18 protein-coding genes are annotated in these 18102 nt (G+C 62.9%); 7 read left to right on the top strand and 11 right to left on the bottom strand.

Going from position 1 to position 18102, the window contains the following annotated elements:
* The 3 genes from RWK44_RS26925 to RWK44_RS26915 form a co-directional block, all read right to left on the bottom strand.
* Complete coding sequence (locus tag RWK44_RS26925; RefSeq protein WP_316029631.1) at positions 1-918, bottom strand: ABC transporter permease subunit; 918 nt, start codon at positions 916-918, stop codon at positions 1-3.
* Positions 919-922: 4 nt separating this feature from the next.
* Complete coding sequence (locus RWK44_RS26920) at positions 923-1813, bottom strand: carbohydrate ABC transporter permease (protein WP_017961110.1); 891 nt, start codon at positions 1811-1813, stop codon at positions 923-925.
* Between the two features lie 131 nt (positions 1814-1944).
* A complete protein-coding gene (locus RWK44_RS26915) occupies positions 1945-3252 on the bottom strand; it encodes an extracellular solute-binding protein (RefSeq protein ID WP_168287146.1) in 1308 nt (435 codons plus the stop codon).
* Positions 3253-3459: 207 nt separating this feature from the next.
* Here RWK44_RS26915 and RWK44_RS26910 point away from each other — a divergent pair, with 207 nt between their 5' ends.
* From RWK44_RS26910 to RWK44_RS26895, 4 genes are all read left to right on the top strand, one after another.
* The gene (locus tag RWK44_RS26910) at positions 3460-4611 is read left to right on the top strand and encodes an ROK family transcriptional regulator (RefSeq protein ID WP_168287147.1); all 1152 of its coding nucleotides are present in this window, start codon (positions 3460-3462) and stop codon (positions 4609-4611) included.
* 286 nt (positions 4612-4897) lie between these two features.
* Positions 4898-5611, top strand: a complete 714-nt coding sequence (locus tag RWK44_RS26905) for a DNA helicase (RefSeq protein ID WP_168259884.1) — start codon at positions 4898-4900, stop codon at positions 5609-5611.
* Between the two features lie 83 nt (positions 5612-5694).
* A complete protein-coding gene (locus tag RWK44_RS26900; protein ID WP_131663786.1) occupies positions 5695-6576 on the top strand; it encodes a transglutaminase-like domain-containing protein in 882 nt (293 codons plus the stop codon).
* A 97-nt stretch (positions 6577-6673) separates the two neighbouring features.
* A complete protein-coding gene (locus RWK44_RS26895) occupies positions 6674-7696 on the top strand; it encodes an LLM class flavin-dependent oxidoreductase (RefSeq protein ID WP_131663751.1) in 1023 nt (340 codons plus the stop codon).
* A gap of 40 nt (positions 7697-7736) precedes the next feature.
* On the opposite strand, the gene RWK44_RS26890 is transcribed toward RWK44_RS26895, so the two are convergent.
* The 3 genes from RWK44_RS26890 to RWK44_RS26880 are packed head-to-tail and all read right to left on the bottom strand — an operon-like array spanning position 7737 to position 10313.
* Complete coding sequence (locus RWK44_RS26890; RefSeq protein WP_316029630.1) at positions 7737-8186, bottom strand: potassium channel family protein; 450 nt, start codon at positions 8184-8186, stop codon at positions 7737-7739.
* Positions 8183-9574, bottom strand: a complete 1392-nt coding sequence (locus RWK44_RS26885; protein ID WP_246644890.1) for an AI-2E family transporter — start codon at positions 9572-9574, stop codon at positions 8183-8185. Before RWK44_RS26885 ends, RWK44_RS26890 begins: the two co-directional genes overlap by 4 nt.
* Complete coding sequence (locus tag RWK44_RS26880) at positions 9489-10313, bottom strand: helix-turn-helix transcriptional regulator (RefSeq protein WP_316029629.1); 825 nt, start codon at positions 10311-10313, stop codon at positions 9489-9491. Before RWK44_RS26880 ends, RWK44_RS26885 begins: the two co-directional genes overlap by 86 nt.
* Positions 10314-10410: 97 nt before the next feature.
* Here RWK44_RS26880 and RWK44_RS26875 point away from each other — a divergent pair, with 97 nt between their 5' ends.
* Both RWK44_RS26875 and RWK44_RS26870 read left to right on the top strand, forming a co-directional pair.
* On the top strand, positions 10411-11334 hold the full coding sequence (locus RWK44_RS26875) for a phytanoyl-CoA dioxygenase family protein (RefSeq protein WP_131663754.1): 924 nt from the start codon (positions 10411-10413) through the stop codon (positions 11332-11334).
* A 276-nt stretch (positions 11335-11610) separates the two neighbouring features.
* On the top strand, positions 11611-12510 hold the full coding sequence (locus RWK44_RS26870; protein WP_131663755.1) for a LysR family transcriptional regulator: 900 nt from the start codon (positions 11611-11613) through the stop codon (positions 12508-12510).
* An 11-nt stretch (positions 12511-12521) separates the two neighbouring features.
* Here the strand turns inward: RWK44_RS26870 and RWK44_RS26865 are convergent, their stop codons facing one another.
* Positions 12522-13748 (bottom strand): MFS transporter, encoded by a 1227-nt coding sequence (locus RWK44_RS26865; protein ID WP_131663756.1) that lies wholly within the window; start codon positions 13746-13748, stop codon positions 12522-12524.
* Entirely contained in the window at positions 13745-14395 is a 651-nt protein-coding gene (locus RWK44_RS26860) for a winged helix-turn-helix domain-containing protein (protein WP_131663757.1), read from the bottom strand. The genes RWK44_RS26865 and RWK44_RS26860 overlap by 4 nt, the downstream gene beginning before the upstream one ends.
* Before the next feature lie 158 nt (positions 14396-14553).
* On the opposite strand from RWK44_RS26860, the gene RWK44_RS26855 reads away from it, so the two are divergent.
* Positions 14554-15237, top strand: coding sequence for a class I SAM-dependent methyltransferase (locus RWK44_RS26855; protein ID WP_131663758.1), 684 nt, complete (start codon positions 14554-14556; stop codon positions 15235-15237).
* Here the strand turns inward: RWK44_RS26855 and RWK44_RS26850 are convergent.
* The 3 genes from RWK44_RS26850 to RWK44_RS26840 are packed head-to-tail and all read right to left on the bottom strand — an operon-like array spanning position 15218 to position 18083.
* Positions 15218-16036, bottom strand: coding sequence for an ABC transporter ATP-binding protein (locus RWK44_RS26850; protein WP_131663759.1), 819 nt, complete (start codon positions 16034-16036; stop codon positions 15218-15220). The genes RWK44_RS26855 and RWK44_RS26850 overlap by 20 nt on opposite strands.
* An 8-nt stretch (positions 16037-16044) precedes the next feature.
* On the bottom strand, positions 16045-17082 hold the full coding sequence (locus RWK44_RS26845; RefSeq protein ID WP_131643019.1) for a FecCD family ABC transporter permease: 1038 nt from the start codon (positions 17080-17082) through the stop codon (positions 16045-16047).
* Complete coding sequence (locus RWK44_RS26840; protein ID WP_316029628.1) at positions 17079-18083, bottom strand: FecCD family ABC transporter permease; 1005 nt, start codon at positions 18081-18083, stop codon at positions 17079-17081. Before RWK44_RS26840 ends, RWK44_RS26845 begins: the two co-directional genes overlap by 4 nt.
* Between the last annotated feature and the right edge of the window lie 19 nt (positions 18084-18102).

Raw genomic sequence — 18102 nt, 5'->3', positions numbered from 1 at the left:
CTATTTCTCCGTGAGAGCGAGGCCCTGGACCAGATAGCGCTGCAGGAGCGCGATCATCGCGAACGGAATGATGGAAACTATGACGGCGCCGGCCATGATCATCGGAAAGTCGGGGATCTCTCCGTCCGAATCCGGCACGAGCCGCGCCAGCCCGACGACGGCGGTCTGCATGTCTGACGTCGAGGCGGCGACCAGCGGCCAGAGATATTGCGTCCAGCCGCTGAGGAAGGTCAGCACGAAGAGCGCGGCGAAGCTGGTGCGCGACAAGGGCAGCAGGATATCGAAGAGAAAGCGGATCGGCCCTGCCCCATCCATGCGCGCCGCCTTGAACAGATCCTTGGGCAGGGTGAGGAAGAACTGACGGAACAGAAAGGTGCCGGTGCCATGCGCCACAAGCGGCGCGATCAGTCCGAAATGCGTGTTCAGCACGCTCCATTCGAGCTTCACCGGCGCGCCGAAATATTCGGCGATCAGCCCGTTCAGGCCGGTGATATCGAGCAACGCGTTGAACGGCGAAAACACATTCGACGCCACTTGGTAGGTGGTGATGACGCGGATCTCGATCGGCAGCATGATGGTCGCCAGAATCAGCGCGAAGGCCACGCCCGCCCAGCGAACCCTGAAATAGACGATGGCATAGGCCGACAGAAGCGACAGGACGCAGGTCGCCAATGCATCGCCAAAGGCGACCACCAGACTGTTGAACATCTGGATTGGGATTGATGTCTCGGTGAAGATATGCGCCGCATTGGTGAAAAACTGGTCGCCGGGATACCAGGCGAGCCCGTTGCGCAGCATGAATTCATAGGATTGCGAGGCCGTCGCCACCGTCAAATAGAGCGGTCCGAGGATATAGACGATGCCGACCATGAGCACGAGGCTGGCTGCGATGTTGAGGGAACGTGCGTTTTCGATCATGGGGTCACCGCTCGTAGTTGATGCGCCGGCCGAGGAAGAGGAATTGGGCGGCGGTGAGGAGGACGACGAAGACCATCAGGATCGCAGTCTGGGTCGAGGCGCCGGAGAGGTCGTAGCCGCTGAAGCCGTCGGTATAGATCTTGTAGACAAGCAGCGTCGTGGCGCCGCCAGGACCGCCATCGGTGATCGTATCGATCAGCGCGAAGGCCGAGGTGACGCTCTCGGTGAACTCGAGCACCAGCGTCAGGAAGAGCTGCGGCATGATGAGCGGCAGTTGCACGTCGAAAATCCGCCGCCAGGGGCCTGCCCCATCCATCGCGGCTGCCTGGTGCATGGTCTTCGGGATCGATTGCAGGCCGGCGAGCAGGATGACGAAATTGAACGGGATACCACCCCAGACATGCGCTGCAATCAGCGTGATGAAGGCGTCTGTACCGTCGATGCCGGGCGCCCAGATGCCAGGAAAGGCTGAGTTGAGTGGCGCGAGCACGCCGACGAAGGGATTGAAGATGAAGGCGAAGACGACGCCGATCGAGGCGCCGGCAACCCCCTTCGGCCACACGAGCACATTGCGCGCCGGCTGCGACATGCGGATCTTCCGGTCGGCCGCGACCGCAAGGATCAGCGGGACCGCGACCGCAAGCGCTGAGGCAGTGACCATGAAGACGATGGTGCGCCAACAGCTCTTCCAGAACTCCGGATCGGAAAACACGCGGGCAAAATTATCCCAGCCGACGAACATCGAGCCACCGCCGAAGGGGCGCTCGAGGAAGAATGACCAGTAGAAGGCCTGAAAAACAGGCACGTAGAAGAAGAGTGCGATCAGCAGCATAAGCGGCGCTACCAGCAGAAGCGGCAGCCAGCGGTGGCTGAAGAGAGAAGATTCCGACGTCATGGAGAAGCCCTGCATTGGGAAGACCGGCACGGGCGTATGGGTCCCATGCCTGACGCACGGGAGCGCTTAGGACGCCCCCGGTGCGTGGGACGCGCGGGACGTTCAAACGTCCCGCGCGCGAGATGTCGAGATCACTGCATCCTCACGCCCTTGTAGGTCTGCTCGAAGCGGCGCAGCAGCTCGTCTCCACGCCTCTTGGCATTGTCGAGCGCCACCTGCATGGTCTCCTGGCCTGCAAAGGCCTTCTGCGTCTCTTCCACGAAGACTTGACGGAACTGCACATAGAAGCCCAGACGGACGCCGCGGGTATCCGGGGTGCGCGGCTGGTTCATCGACTCGATGCCGATGGCGGCCGTCGCATATTTTGGCGCGTTCGCCTCGCCGCTTTTCGCGATCGCATCCATCACGTCGTTGGTGACGGGCACGTAGCCGGTGGCGGCGGTCAGGAACATCTGCTGTTCGGGACGGCGTAGGAAGTCGAGGAAGGCCTTGGCGCCTTCGACCTCGGCCTTGTCGTGGCCCTTCATGATGTAGATCGATGCGCCGCCGACGAGCGTGTTGTGGCGCTCATAACCCTCATACATCGGCGCCATGCCGACTGACATCTCGTATTTGCCTTCGAACGCCTTGGCCGAGGCGCTGTAAGAACCCGAGGAATTCTCCATCATCGCGCATTCGCCGGTGTTGAAGGCGGCGGTGAAGTTGCCGGCCTTGGTATCGGCATTGAGCTTGACGAGGCCCTCCTTGCGCCAGTCGACCAGGTTCTGGAGATGCTTGGCGGCGAAGGTGGTGTTGAACACATATTCGGCGTCGAGACCGTCATAGCCGTTATGCTTTGAGGCGATCGGCAGGCCATGGCGGGCGGAAAACTGTTCGAGCACGCGCCAGGTGTCGCCATCGGTGGTGAAGGGGCAGGCATGACCCGAAGCCTTCAGCTTGCGGGCGGCCTCGATGATCTCCTTCCAGGTCGCCGGCGTCTTGGTGATGCCGGCTTTCTCGAGCTCGGTCTTGTTGGTGTAGAACAGCAACGTCGAGGCATTGTAGGGTTGCGCGAAAAGCGCGCCGCCGGAAGTTTCGTAATAGGCCCGCGCGCCGGCGATATAATTGTCCCACTTAACCTCGGGCAGCGCCTCCTGGACCGGCACGACGGCATCAGACAGCATCAGGTCGAGCGTGCCGGCGTCGAAGAACTGGATGAGAACTGGATGTTTTTTGGCGCGGAAGGCGGCGATCGCCTTCTGCATCGACACTTCGTAGCTGCCTTGACCGACGCAGGTGATGTGATGCTCCGATTGCGCGGCATTGAAAGCGCTGCACTGGTCCTGGATCGCCTTTTCGACGACACCGGTATTGCCGTACCAGAATTCGATATTGGCGGCCTGCGCGGAACACGCGCCCGCCATCAGCGCGGCCGCAGCCGCCAGAATGGAAATCTTCATCTTGCCCTCGCCTGATTTGATCGGCCGGCTTCGAGCCCGGCACGGTGACGGCGGGTTACTACACACAGTGTGTAACAATTTGGTGACGGTCGCAAACGCTTGTAGCGCGGTGAAGCTGCTGCTATAGGCTGCACATCGGATACGGCGGCGGTGGCGACACTAATTACTACACACCTATGGTAATTATTGACGGCAGAGGTGTTGGATATGGCCTATTTCCCGGAGCATCTGATTGCGCCACGTTTCCTGCGCGAAGGCGGCGGCGTCGTCTCCTCCAACGAACGCGATCTCCTGCGGCTGATCTGGCGCAATCCCGGTCTCTCACGCTCCGAAGTCACCAGCCATACCGACCTCACCCAGCAATCCATCTATCGCATCATCGACCAGTTGGAGGAGCGCGGCATCATTTCCTTCGGCTCGCCGAAACCCGGCGCCGGCCGCGGCCAGCCGAGCCCGACACTCCGGCTCGACGGCCGCTACGCCTATTCATGCGGCATCTCGGTCAATACCGACGTGATCGGCATCTGCCTGATGGATCTCGCCGGCAACGTGCTGGCCGAGAGCAGCGTCACCTTGCGCGAACGTTCGATGGCCCAGGCACTCGATCTCGTTCGTGAGCAGCTCATCGAACATCAAAGGATGAACAACCTCTCCGAGGAGACCTTCTTCGGGATCGGCTTTGCCATCGCTGGCTTCCACGTCAGCGGCACCCGCTACAATGCCCCGCTGCCGCTGCACGAGTGGTCGCTCATCGAACTCGGGCCACTCTTGATGGAATTTTTCGGCAAGCCGGTCTGGGTGCACAATGGCGGCAAGGCGGGAACGGTCGCCGAATCCATGTTCGGTGCCGGCCGCTACATCAAGCACTTCGCCTATCTGAGCTTCAACTACGGCTTCGGCGGTGGCCTGGTCAGCAACGGCGAGCTGCTGCATAACGGCATCGGCAATGCCGGCGAATTCTCGGGCATGTATGACGCCGAGGAGAATAAGCGCCGGCCGGCTTTGCAATATCTGATCGAAAACCTCAACCGCAATGGCGTCGACGTTCCCTCGATCAGTTACATGCGCAAGCATTTCGATGCCAAATGGCCGGGCGTCGTGGAATGGGTGGACGAAGTGACACCCGCCTATAGCCGCCTCATCAACGCGATCTGGGCGATCTTCGATCCGCAGGGGATCGTGTTCGGCGGCCAAATTCCCTCCGCCCTGGCACAGCTTTTGATCGACCGCACCGAGATCTTCGACCGCCCCCGCTACGGCGTGCCACGCCCCCGGCCGAAGCTGATCATCTCCGAGATAGCAAGCGACGCATCGGCCATGGGAGCCGCCATCGCCCCGTTCAAATCGGCCTATTATTGATCCGAGCGACTTCGCGGCCCGTCGGGCAGAAATCGGCTCGCTCTCAGCCGTTTACGGCAATTCCCTCTACTTCCGCTTGAGGAGATCTGGCATTTTTCGCCCGGAGGCAACGCAGGCGATTTTCGGCCGGCCGTTCCTGCGCTATGATCTGATTCTGGCGCAGCCCACGCCTCCCCCCTCCATCGGGAAAGCAGACTTCATGCGGGGCCACCTGAACCGAACCGACTGTTCGAGCATCTTGCATAAGGAGGGATTGCGAAAACCGCTCGCAATAGGAGGTTTATGAATGAAGATGTCTGCGCCTATCTATCACCTGAAGCGTAAAGCCAGAAAGCTCTCCCGAGCCGAGGACATACCCTTGCATCAGGCGCTCGACCGCATAGCCCTGGAAGAAGGCTACGGCGGCTGGAGCCTGCTTGCGGCAAAAGCAGCGGCGGAAGCACCTGCCGGCAAGCTGTTTCAGCAATTGCTGCCCGGCGACCTCCTGCTCGTCGGCGCCCGGCCCGGCCACGGCAAGGCCCTGATGGGCCTCGAACTCGCCGTCGAGGCGATGAAATCAGGCCGTCCCGGTGTATTCTTCTCGCTGGAATATACGGAAGAGGATATTGCCGATCGCTTTCGCGCCATCGGCGTCGACCGGGCGCAATTCCAACACCTGTTCGAATTCGACGGCTCCGACGCTATCAGCGCCGCCTACATCGCCGAGAGACTGGCGTCCGCACCGCCCGGCGCGCTCGTCGTCATCGACTATCTCCAGCTGCTCGACCAGAAGCGGGAGAACCCCGAACTCTCCGTCCAGGTCCGCACTCTGAAGGCTTTCGCCCGCGAACGCGGTCTGATCGTGGTCTTCATCTCCCAGATCGACCGATCCTACGAGCGATCTCAAAAGCCCCTGCCTGATATCGCCGATATCAGGCTGCCGAACCCGCTCGACTTGAAACTGTTCGACAAGACGTGCTTCCTGAACAACGGCCAGGTAGCGTTTCAGGCTGCGCGATAAGGACCTGCCGTGATCGCTCGCGGGCCTCACGCATGGCCAGCGGGACCTTGCCCTGCCACGCCGGTTTTATCATACTGCCCGGCATGAGCGGATATGAGAGCCCTGTCGATTTCTACACGCGCCCCGGCCAGATGACATCGGCCGGGCCGCATGCCCTTGCCCTTGCAGCGCTCAAGGGCGTCGAAACCGTTGCAGCGGCCGTGCACGGCACGCTGCTGCATGATGCCTGGGCGCAACACTACGATCAGGTGCTGACCCCGGAGCGAAGGGCGCAGTCACACACGCGGCCGGCGCAAGAGATACTCGATACGATCATGGGGATCGATCCCGCCCCGCTCGACATCCCGCGCCCACCGGAGAGGCGCAGCATCGGCGTGTGCCGCCATTTCACCGTTCTCGCCTGCGCGGCACTCAAGGCCCAGGGCGTCCCGGCACGCGCCCGCTGCGGCTTCGGCATGTATTTCGAGGCCGGCAAGGGCATCGATCACTGGATCGCCGAATATTGGGACGGAGAGCGCTGGGTCTCTGCGGATTTCCAGATCGACAATCTCCAGCGCGCCGCCTTGTATCTCGATTTCGATCCCCTCGACCAGCCGCCGGGCAAATTCCTCAGCGCCGGCGAAACCTGGCAGCGCTGTCGCGCCGGCGCCGCCGACCCCGGCAAATTCGGCATCTTCGACGAGTTCGGTTTCTGGTTCATCGCCATGAACCTCGTGCGCGACTTCGCCGCCCTCAACAACATGGAGATGCTTCCCTGGGACGATTGGGGAGCGATGCCGCAGCCCGAGGAGGAAATATCTCCGGATGGCTTGGCGCGCTTCGATCGTCTCGCTGCGCTGACGGTCGACGTAGACCAACGCTTCGGCGAGCTGCAGGCCCTCTACCAGGACGATGCCGGGCTGCGCGTGCCGGCGCAGGTCTTCAACGGCGTGCGGCAGCAGATGGAGAATGTTGGCGGCGCGTGATCTTGAGATGGAACTTCCGGTCCCGATTGTCTTCCGGGCCGAAACTGTGCGATGACCGGTCGACCCCAGATACAACAGATCAAGGTGCGGCATCGGCATGAAGAAGATCGGTTTCCTCTCGTTCGGGCACTGGACGCCCTCACCCCAATCGCAGACGCGCTCCGCCGGCGATGCGCTGCTGCAGTCGATCGAGCTTGCGGTGGCAGCCGAGGAACTCGGGGCTGACGGAGCGTATTTCCGCGTGCATCATTTCGCCCGACAGCTGGCCGCTCCCTTCCCGCTGCTATCAGCGGTCGGTGCTAGAACCAACCGGATCGAGATCGGCACCGCCGTCATCGACATGCGCTACGAGAACCCGCTTTATATGGCCGAGGATGCCGGTGCGGCCGACCTCATCGCCGGCGGCCGACTGCAGCTCGGCATCAGCCGCGGTTCGCCTGAACAGGTGATCGATGGCTGGCGCCATTTCGGCTATGCCCCGCCCGAAGGCCATAGCGAGGCCGACATGGCTCGCCACCATGCCGAAGTCTTCCTCGAAGTGCTGCGCGGCGAAGGGTTTGCCAAGCCGAACCCGCGGCCGATGTTTCCCAATCCGCCCGGCCTCTTGCGCCTCGAGCCGCATTCCGAGGGCCTGCGCGAGCGGATCTGGTGGGGCGCAAGTTCCAACGCCACCGCCGTCTGGGCGGCCAAGCTCGGCATGAACCTGCAGAGTTCCACGCTGAAGGACGACGAGACGGGCGAGCCCTTTCATGTCCAGCAGGCCGACCAGATCCGGGCGTACCGCGAGGCGTGGAAAGCAGCCGGCCACACGCGCCAGCCGCGCATCTCGGTCAGCCGCAGCATCTTCGCGCTAGTCGATGATCGCGACCGCGCCTATTTCGGTTACGGCAACGACGGTGAGGACAAGATCGGTTTCATCGACGAGAAGACCCGCGCAATCTTCGGTCGCAGCTATGCCGCCGAGCCCGACGCCCTGATCAAGCAGCTCGCCGACGACGAGGCGATTGCCGAAGCCGACACGCTGCTGCTCACCGTCCCCAACCAGCTTGGCGTCGATTACAACGCCCATGTCATTGAAGCGATCCTCACCCATGTCGCGCCTGCGATGGGTTGGCGCTGATGTTCTTTCCCGGCGAGCTGTCTTCGCCGGCTCCAGCACATTACGGCTCATGCGCGGTTTGATTTGCCGCAGCCAATTTCCCCATGGCCTGCTGGATGGTCGAGAAGAAGAGCGCCGTCGTGATCCCGAACATCATCAGCCCGTTGGCTGCCTGCAGCGGCGCAAGCAGCCGGATACGGCCGTCAAGCACCACGTCGCCATAACCAAGCGACGTGAAGGTGACGCCCGAAAAATACATGGCCGTTTCGAAATCCTCGAAGGCGCCGAGCGCACGATATAACAGCGCCCAGAAAGCGACTTGCAAGATATTGCCCAGCATGAGGACGATCATCAGGACCGCGAATTGCAGGAAGATCCTCCGCCGAGGCTTTCGGCCCACGGGTTGCGTGCGCGCGTGAGCAAAATAACGCGCGGCCAGCACTGAAGCCAGTGCCTGGAGCGCGAGGCACATCGACATCGCAAGCAGGCCGAGACCAATGACTGTAATCATGGGGCCGGACCTTCGATCTGGGGTCCGTCCTCAACCGGCCGCTGATGCAGCCATTCCATCAGCAACACGAAGCCAACAGCCAGCAGCACGGGGCCGACAAATATACCGAGAAGGCCGTCGGCTATCATCCCTCCGATGACACCCACCAAGATGACCGGCATCGGCACGTCCGATCCACGGCCGAGCATCAATGGTTTGAGCAAATTATCGCTCAGCCCGGCGATCAAGGACCATATGGCGAAGATGATTGCCGGTGTTGTCGCCTCCGTGGCAAAGACATAGGCCATGACGGGCAGCGTCAGCAGCAGCGGCGGTATCTGCACGACTGCCAAGAGAAACGTGACAAGCGTCAGAGCGCCGGCAGCCGGAAGGCCGATAGCGAAGAAGCCAATGCCGACGAGCATCGACTGGATCACCGCCACGCCGACCACGCCGACCGCCACTCCCCGGATGGTAGCGGCGGTCAGATGGACGAGCCGGGCACCCCGCGCCTTGCTGTTGGTAATGAGCTCCAGCAGACGGAGGGCAAATGCCGCAGCACCCTTGGCATAAGCGACAAGCACGGCGGCGATCGCGATGGAAAGAACGAAGGACAAGCCACCAGTGGCCAGGCCGCCGGCGAAAGATGCGAGCCACGCAGCGGGCTTGCTCAGCATCTGGCCGTATTGACTGAGCGCCAACGGCAGATTAGCGACAGTGAGCGACCAGCCCTCCGAGAGCTTCGCTCCGATCACCGGCAGGTCGGCAAGCCACGTTGGCGGCGGCGGGATCGTCAGGCTGTGGTTCTGCAAGCCGGAAACAAGCCAGTAAATGGAAGACCCAAGCGATGTGACCACGACGAGCATGGGCACCAGCACCACGGCAACACCGACCATCCCGATGAGAAATGCCGACCACCGATTGCCGATCCGACCGGACAGGCGCAGATGCAAGGGATAAAGCATGACCGCCAGGATCACCGACCAAAGCAGAATGCCCATGAACGGCAATATGATCCTGGCACAGACATAGACCAGAAGCGCGACGAGGCCCAATTGAACCGCCGCATGGATGATGGATGGTCTCGACGACGCAAGGTCGGCGTTCAATGCGCTGGACGTCATTTTCCCCTCCCGATCCGGAACGTTCGCGAATGAGCGAAGCCGGACGTTCCCCAATCGGACAACGAAACCTTCCTGCCGGTAACACGCCGTAATTGGTGGTTCGGCGAAAATATTACCGACGCCATGAAAGGTCGTCTCCAACGCCCCGTCATCATACACGACTTCGTGAAAACGGGATACGGCCGCCGCTGCCGGGCTCTCAAACCCGCGGATATCTCGCACGGAATTCGCGAGGGCTGCAGCCCTCGCGTTCATGAAAGACCCGCGAAAAATAAAACGGGTCATCCAGGCCGACCATGGCGGCTATCGTTTCGATCTTTTCGTCGGTGGTTACCAATAGTTGTTTGGCATGATCCATGCGCGCCCGAAGCTGAAATGCCTTGGGAGGAAGTCCAGTCTCGAGCGTGAACCGCCTGCGCAGCGTGGCGGGAGACATGCCGTGCTCGGCGGCAAAGGCTGCAAGGTCCAACGGCTGCATCGCCCGCCGCCGTAGCGTTTCCACGATGTCGGCTATATCCCGCCTCTCCTGGCGTCGATCGGCCGCGCCGCTTGCCCGCCTGGCGGCTGATATGACGATGCGATGCAGCATCAATGCCGCCGACGCCTGCCCGAGGTTGGTGTCGTCAAGCAGATCGGCATGAAGCTTGCCGAAGAGCCGCACCACCTCGTCGAGATGATGCAGGGCCACGACGGGATGTCGCTCCGCGATGATCCCCAGCCTCACGAAGTCCCGCGTGAACGACCCTTCGAAAAGCGCCCAGCGCTCGTCCCAGCCGTCTTCGTCGGGGGCATAGGAATGCACGCGGTTGGGAAACAGCCAGAAGAGAGCCGGTCCGGTCAGGCTCATGCGGCCGGTGGCGGCGGTTTCCAGCCAGCCCTGTCCCCGCTCCACCAGCACGACGGCGAAACTCGGTAGTTTGCGGTCCGTCACCGCACGGCGGGCATGCTGCCTGCCGCTGCCGGCGACTGCCAGTCCGCCGGCCGCGCTGAGCGGTGTTCTATAGATGGCCTCAGCGTCTCTCATGGTGAGCGAAAAGTCCAGCTATGGATTTCCTCTATGTCCGTTTGTATGGCGGATCAGGTAATTGATGACAAGCCAACTCAAGCGACGGAGGAGTGAAATGTCAATTGCTGCCGAGGTCATACAAGCTCGCAAGATGGAATTTCCTCTTGCAGCAAATGGCAGGACCTTGCCCGTTGAGCGGGTCGGTTGGCTCGCGCCAACCGATCCCGGCATCGGCATCGACGCCATCCGCCGCCGCTATCAGGACGATGGTTATGTCTGGCTGAAAGGCCTTCTGCCGCGGGCCGATGTGATCGATTTCCGCCGCTGGGTCTTCGAACGCCTCGCCGAAACCGGGCTGGTCGAGCCCGGAAGCGATTTTTCGCGGGGCTTGGCGGCTGCCGATGGCTTCGACAGGAGCCTGGCGGACAGGCGCCTGATGTCGCTCGTCCGCTCCGCCGCCTATGAAGGCTTCTGCGCGCAACCGCCACTCGCCCGCTTCTTGGACGATTTCCTGCAGGGTATTTCCTATCTGCACAAGCGCAAGATCATGCGTTTTGTCCAGCCGGGAACGCCGACGGCCACACCCGCCCACTACGATCTCGTCTATCTCCGCGGCGGCACCCGCCGCCTGGTGACGGCCTGGATTCCGATCGGCGATATCCCCACCGAGATGGGCGGCCTGGTCTATCTCGAAGGCTCGCACGCGCTGGGCGTCAGGATGGAGGCCGAGTTCCAGGCTGCAAGCGGGGATCTTTCTGCGGAAGAACGGGTCAGTGCCTATAACCGCCATATGGCGGAAGGCGGCTGGATCTCGAAGGATCTGCCCGATATGGCGGAGCGCTTCGAAACCCGCTGGCTCGCCGCCGATTATGAGGCCGGCGACGTGGTGCTCCACTCGCCCTACATGATCCACGCCTCGACCACCAACCAGGACCGCAGCCGGCGGCTGCGCCTCTCCACCGACATAAGATATCAGAATGTCGACGACGAGATCGACGTCCGATGGAACAACCATTGGAGCCTCGGCGACATGCTGTAATCCGGCTTCCAGGGCCCGTTCGGCAGAGCCCGATCGTCTGACGTCGATGCCGGCCGCGCGTTAGCCGAGATTCGCGGCCATGTTCGTTTCCTTCCTTTTTGTCGTGCCCGGCCACCTTTGTTGACCGGCGGCCGGTCCGATGGCTCACGAAGGGATGTCGACACAGAAGCGAAGCGGTCGGACCTTACTACTGCGTTAGGCGTTGATGGTCGGAACCTTGAATCGATCCCATGACTGACCGACTTATGGCTGTAGCCGAACCGCTCGAGTTGCCTGATGCCGCGTACGAACCTGAATGATATTCTGATCTTCATGGCCGTCGTCGATGCCGGAAGCTTTATCGCCGGCGGCCAGGCCATGGGCCTGTCGCGTTCGGCGGCAGGCAAGGCTGTCACCCGTCTGGAAGACCGGCTCGGCGCGCGCCTGCTGAACCGCACGACGAGGACATTGAGCCTGACCGACGAAGGCCGGATGTTTTACGAGCGCGGGCTGCAGATCCTTGTATCGGTCGACGAGGCGGAAGCGAGCGTGGCGGGGCAGAACAGCACGCCGCGCGGCGTGCTCCGGCTTACCGTTCCCGATGCTTTCGGGCGGCTCGTCGTGCTGCCTTTGCTTGAAAAATATCTTCGGGCCTGGCCCGACATCCAAGTCGAAGTGAGCTTCACCGATCGCCTGGCCGACATTGTCGAGGAAGGCTTCGATCTGGCGATCCGGGTCGGCGCGACGGCGACGGACACCCGCCTGGTCTCACGCGTGATCTCCACCTATAAGGCGCGGCTCTGCGCTTCGCCGTCCTACCTTGCCTGGCGCGGCGAGCCACGCGATATCGACGATCTCGCGGTCCATGACTGCCTGATCTTCGCCGGCCGCAATCAAAGGCAGGGCTGGCGTTTTCGCGGGGAAGGCGGTTCCTGGATCAAGGCGCAGGGCCGCAGCCGCCTGAGGCTCGACAGCGGAGAGGCAATCCGCGACGCCGCCCTGGCGGGACTGGGCATCGCGCTGCTTCCCGATTTTCTCGTCACCGACGATCTCGCCGCCGGCCGCCTCCGGCAGATCCTGGCCGACTTCGAAACCGACGACGCAAAGATCGTTACGCTCTATCCCGACAAGCGCCTGCTGGAACCGCGTGTCCGCCGCTTCATCGATCTGATCGTCGAGGAGCTTGGGCGCGGCTAGAGCTAGACGCTTCAGGCGAGGCCCCTGTCAAACCCGCGAAAGCTCTTCAGCGCCAGCGGCGCAAGCGTTGCCGCGAGATAGGCAATCCCCATCAGGAACAGCGCCGCGGCAAGGCCGAGCGTGCTGATCAGCGCGCCGCCGGCGAGGCCGCCAAAAGGGATGAGGGCGAAGCAAAGGGCGGTGTTCAATGCGGTGACGCGACCAGTCAGCGGCTTGGGGATGCGCTCGAAGATGACCGCCGACAGGATCGGATTGAGGAAGCCCGACGCGAATCCTGCGATGGCGAGCGTCGCAAAGACGAGGCCGATGGGCGCGTCCAGCGCCGGAACGAGAAATCGCGGAAAACCGGTCAGGAGGAAGGCCACCGTATAGACCATCAATCGTGGCATGCGCTCGCCGATCGCCGCGGCAATCGCCGCGCCTGCGATCGAGGCGCCGGCGAAGGCGGCGAACATCGCACCGAGCAGCTCCGGGCCATGGCCGGCATCCCGTGTCCAGACCGGCAGCAGCACGGCATGATAGGCCTGGTCGAAGAGATTGGTAACCGCCACCATGGCGACGATGCTGACGAGCACGGCATCGCCGCGCAGAAAGCGCCAGCCTTCGCGCAGATCCTCGATATAGGAAGCCCGCTCGACCGGTCGAGTCTCGAGCGCGGGCGTTCGTCGCGTCCCGGGTATGCCCGCGGCAACGATCAGCGCGGCGGCGGCGAAGGTGGCGGCATTGACGAGCAGCGCCTGGCCGGGGCCGATCAGCCCGATCAAAGCGCCGGCGCCGGCCGCGCCCGCCGTCGAGGCCAGCCGTTCGATGGCGCTCGCAACGCCGGTCACTCGTTCGAGCGGTACATTGGCGAGCGTGGCGATATCGGGAACCATCGCCTGCTTGGCCGCATCGGAGGGGCCGCGCAGCACGCCCATGGCAAAGACGAGCGGCAGCAGCACCGGCATGCCGAGCATGCCGAAGAGATCGAGAACCGGCACCAGAGCGACCACGAGCACCGAAGCGGTGTCGCAGATGATGGCGATGCTCTTGGCGCCGGCGCGGTCGATCAGTGGTCCGCCGAGCGCCTTGGCGATGACATAGGGCAGCATCTCCATCATTGCCGTCAGGCCTGTCAGCACCGGGCTGCCCGTCGTGCTCAGCACCAGCCAGGAAATTGCGATGGTCGAAAGCCGCGTGCCGGAGAGCGAGAATGTCTCGGCAGCCGCGAGCGCCAGGAACGGCCCGCTCCGTCTCACTGCTTATCCTCCCCTTCGCGATGCGGAACGCGGCCCGGATAGGGAAAGGCGTGCAACATGACATAGAAGGGAACCATGCCGGGAACCTGCGACGCCGCCTCCCCGAGCGGCGGGGCCGCCCGCATCGCCTCCAGGATGATGTCGCTCAGCCGCTTCGTCAGGGCCCCGGCTTGTGCCGCCGTCATCGGGATGATGATGTCGTCGGCAGCCGTCGCCTTGCGCCATTCAGCCGGCAGCTCGGCATATTCCTCCAGCGCCTGCTGCATCTGGCCGACCTGCAGCGAGAGTGCGGCCTGGTTGAAGGCGATGTCGAGATCGAGCGCCTCCCCTTCGGCTTCACTTGGCGGCACCGAGGTCAGCTCATGGCTGGCGCGCCACCAGCGGTCGCGCCGCGAGGCATGCGGCGCCTCCTCGATGAAGCCGTACAGGGCAAGCTGGCGCAGATGATAGCTCGTCGCGCCGCTGTTCAGGCCGAGCCGCGCGGCAAGCTGCGTCGCCGTGGCAGGCCCATCGATCCTGAGCATGCCGAGCATGCGCAGTCGGACAGGATGCGCCAGCGCCTTCAGCGCGGTCGGCTCGGGCACGACCCGGCTAACGGTGCGGGCAGCGGCGGCATCTGCGGCAGGTTTGGTGTGCGGATGTTTCATGCGCGAAGCATATAATCGCAAACATATCTTTGCAAAACTTTCTTTGCAAAAATTTGACTGCTGTGGAAGGCGCTCGAAAACCGGCTTCTGATCTAGCCAAGCATGACCACGCATTTTAAGACCGTCACCGTGATCGGCATGATGCGAGGGGCAAGAGGATGGATGAGGAAGCGCAGAAAAACATCGGCACGTGGTATATCGATCCCGATGCCGAAGACAGGATGGCCGATGGGCATGCGCCAATCTGGCGCCACCTGATCGAGCTCATCGTCGAGCGAGACCTGACCGACAAGAGCGTGCTTGATTTCGGGTGCAATCAGGGCGGCCTGCTGCGACATCTCTACGCGATGCGCCCATTCCGCAAGGCGCTCGGCATCGACATCGCCGAAACCTCGATCGCCAAGGCAGAGACGCTGAAAGGCAACCTGCCGATCCAGCACCAGGTCGGCGGCCAGCTGGAAGGCTGGGCTGAGGAATTCGATCTGGCCATCAGCCACGAGGTCATCTACCTCGTTCCCGATATCGACTCCCACGCCGCCGATATCTGGCGGGCGCTGAAGTCAGGCGGCGTCTATTATGCGGTGACGGGATGCCATACCGACAACCCGCTCTGGCCGAAATGGCGCGAGCTCGTCGCCAACCGTACGAATACTGTCGTTCAGGATCGATCGATCACCGATTATGGCCGCGCCTTCGAAAAGGCGGGCTTTCAGGTTTCGGCCCGCAAGCTCGAATATGATGGCTTCATCCCCTTCGTCGCGGACGGATGGACGCCGGACTTCGCCGATGCGCTGACCTACTATACCCAGACTAAAATCGTCTTCAGGCTGGTGAAGCGCTAATCCCAGTTTCGGATCGTTGAAGCCTCATGAGCTCGACGTCGAAATGCGGCGGGCTGTCCGGAGCGACCTGGACGAAGCGGCCCCTGACGCGGAAGATTTGCTGGATCAGGTCGCATTCGGCCAGCTCGTGCGGTGCGCCGTCAAATCTGAGCTGTCCCTTTTCGAGCAGCGAGATGCGGTCACTGACGGCGATTGCCTGGTTGATGTCGTGGATCGCCATGACGACGGTGACGCCCTTTTCCCGGCTCAGACGATGCACCAGGTCGAGCACTTCGACCTGATAGCCGATATCGAGGAAGGACGTCGGCTCATCGAGCAACAGGACCTCCGCTTCCTGCGCAAGGGCGGCTGATATCCACGCCCTTTGCCGCTCGCCCCCGGACAGTTCCCGAAGGCTGCGATCGGCAAGTCCTGTAAGTCCGGTGCTTTCGAGCGCCCATTCGATCGCCTTCTCGTCGCCGCCGTCATAGGAGCGGAACAGACCGACATGCGGATAGCGGCCCTGCCGGACGAGTTGGGCGACAGTCATCTCGTCAGGTGCGGCCGGCTGTTGCGGCAGGAATGCCAACCTCCTCGCCAGCATCCGCCGCGACATCGAGGTGACGGCAACGCCATCCAGCGACGCCTTGCCCTCCGCCGGTTTGATCAGGCCTGCCAGCGCATGCAGCGCCGTGCTCTTGCCCGAGCCGTTCGGTCCGATCAGCGCTCGAATCTCGCCCTTTTCAAGCGAAAGCCTGAAGCTGGTGAGAGCCTTTCGCTGGCCGTACATCACCGACAGGTCAGAGCAGGACAATGGCATTCTCGGCCTCACATGGTTTTGCGCAGCAGCGCGAGCAGAAGCGGCACGCCGAAAACAGCCGTCACCACCCCGATCGGGATTTCCTCCGCCTGTCCCAGCAGCCGGCCGGCGAGATCGCCGAGCGTGACGATGATGGCGCCGAGCACGATCGTCAGGGCAAGCGACAGGATGAAATTCGTCCCCGCCAAAAAGCGGGCGAGGTGCGGCACGATGAGTCCGACGAAGACGACCGGACCGACCGCGCCGACGGCGCTCGCCGCAAGTGCGCAAGACACGATCAGCACGAGCGTGAACTGCCGCCGATAGGCAAGCCCGAAGGACCGGGCGACGGGCGCATCGAATTGCAGCAGCATCAGCGGTCGGTAAATGACCGGCAAAATTGCCAGTCCGGCGATCGTGAACGGCAGCAGGAAGAGCGCGTGATCCCAGCTGCGGGCATAAAGGCTGCCCGACAGCCATTCGAGGATGATTTCGATGCGGGCCGACCCCCATCCGGCGATGAGGCCGATCGCCAGCGCATGCAGCACCGCGCCGACCGCCACGCCGCAGAGCGTGATGCGCAGGGCGCTCAAGCCGAGACGAAAGGCAAGCAGATAGATGACGCCGCCGGCAAGCAGACCGCCGGCAAGGCCGGCGGCTGGCAGCCAGGCGACCGGCAACTCGGCAAGCGTGTTCGAGCCGGGCTGGAAGATATAGACGGTGAACAGCAGGAAGATCGTGACGGAGAGCGTCGCCCCTTGCGACACACCCATCAGCGACGGATCGGCAAGCGGATTGCGGGTGATGGTTTGTAACAGATATCCCGCTAGCGAAAAATGGATGCCAGCCAGAATGCCGGTGACGATGCGCGGAAGCCGGATATCGAGAATGATCGAACGCGCTTCGGAGGATCCGCCGCCGGTCAGCACGGCTGCAACATCCGCCATCGGAATATCGGCGACGCCGAGGAAGATCGCGGCGGCAAGCGACAAGACCGCCAATGCGGCGAGCGCGGCAACCATCCATGCGGCCGAGAAGCCAACCTTTGCCGAAACCGAAGCGGTCATCGTGTCTCACCTGCAAGGTTGAGCTGCCCGCGCTGGATGAGGTAAATGAAGACGGGACCGCCGAGCAGCGCGGTGATGATGCCGACCGGCAGCTCGCGCGGAATCGCGACGCTGCGGGCGATAACGTCGGCGAGCGTGACGATCAGCGCGCCGAGGGCGGCGGATAATCCGATCTCCCATCCCGTGCCCTGCGGTTTGAGCAACCGGGCAATATGGGGAGCGGCAAGGCCGACGAAGGCGACCGGCCCGGCGACCGGCGCGACGCCTGCCACCGGGATGACGGCGAGAATGAGGATCAGCGGCTTCCACAGGCCGAGCTGAAGCCCCATGCCGGCCGCCGCATGATCGCTCAGCATGAACATGCCGATCACGCGCCGGAGAGCGAGCGCACCGGCGATGCCGGCGATCGTCCAGGGCAGCATGTAGAGGAGATGCGACCAGGTGCGCCCTTGGAAGCCGCCGGCAAGCCAGAAGAGCAGCGAGGCCGATTGCGGGCCGGTCAGCAGCAGCACGTAGGTGGTGATCGCGCCGAGGAAGAGCGAGATGCTGACGCCACCGAGCGCGAGCTGCAAGGGCCGCCCCTGCCCGCCGCGCGACGCCCAGAATGTCACGGAGGCCGCCGCAAGCCCGCCGACAAGGCCGATGAAGGGATAATAGCCGGCCGAAAGCCAGGGCACGAACACGAAACAGCAGACGATCGGCGCAACCGCCCCCGATGTCACCCCGGTGATGCCGGGATCGGCAAGTGGATTGCGCGTCAACGTCTGCAGCACGTAGCCGGAGACGGCTAGTCCCGCCCCACCGGCCGCCGCGGTCAGGCTGCGCGGCAGGCGCAGCGTCCAGACCAGAATGGATTCGATTTTCCCGTCAGGCGCTAGAAGCACGCGGACCGCGGTCTCGATCGAAAGCGGCTTTGCGCCGACCAGCAACCCAAGCATCACCGCCAGCATGGAGGCGGTAACGATGAGCCCTATAGCCAGAGACGATTGCCGCGAGCTCATCGCAAGTCTTTTCCGCTGC

This window comes from Rhizobium sp. 25PS6 (assembly GCF_032464655.1).
In the GTDB taxonomy this organism is placed as follows: Bacteria; Pseudomonadota; Alphaproteobacteria; order Rhizobiales; family Rhizobiaceae; genus Rhizobium; species Rhizobium laguerreae.
This window is presented reverse-complemented; position numbering and strand designations above follow the sequence as displayed.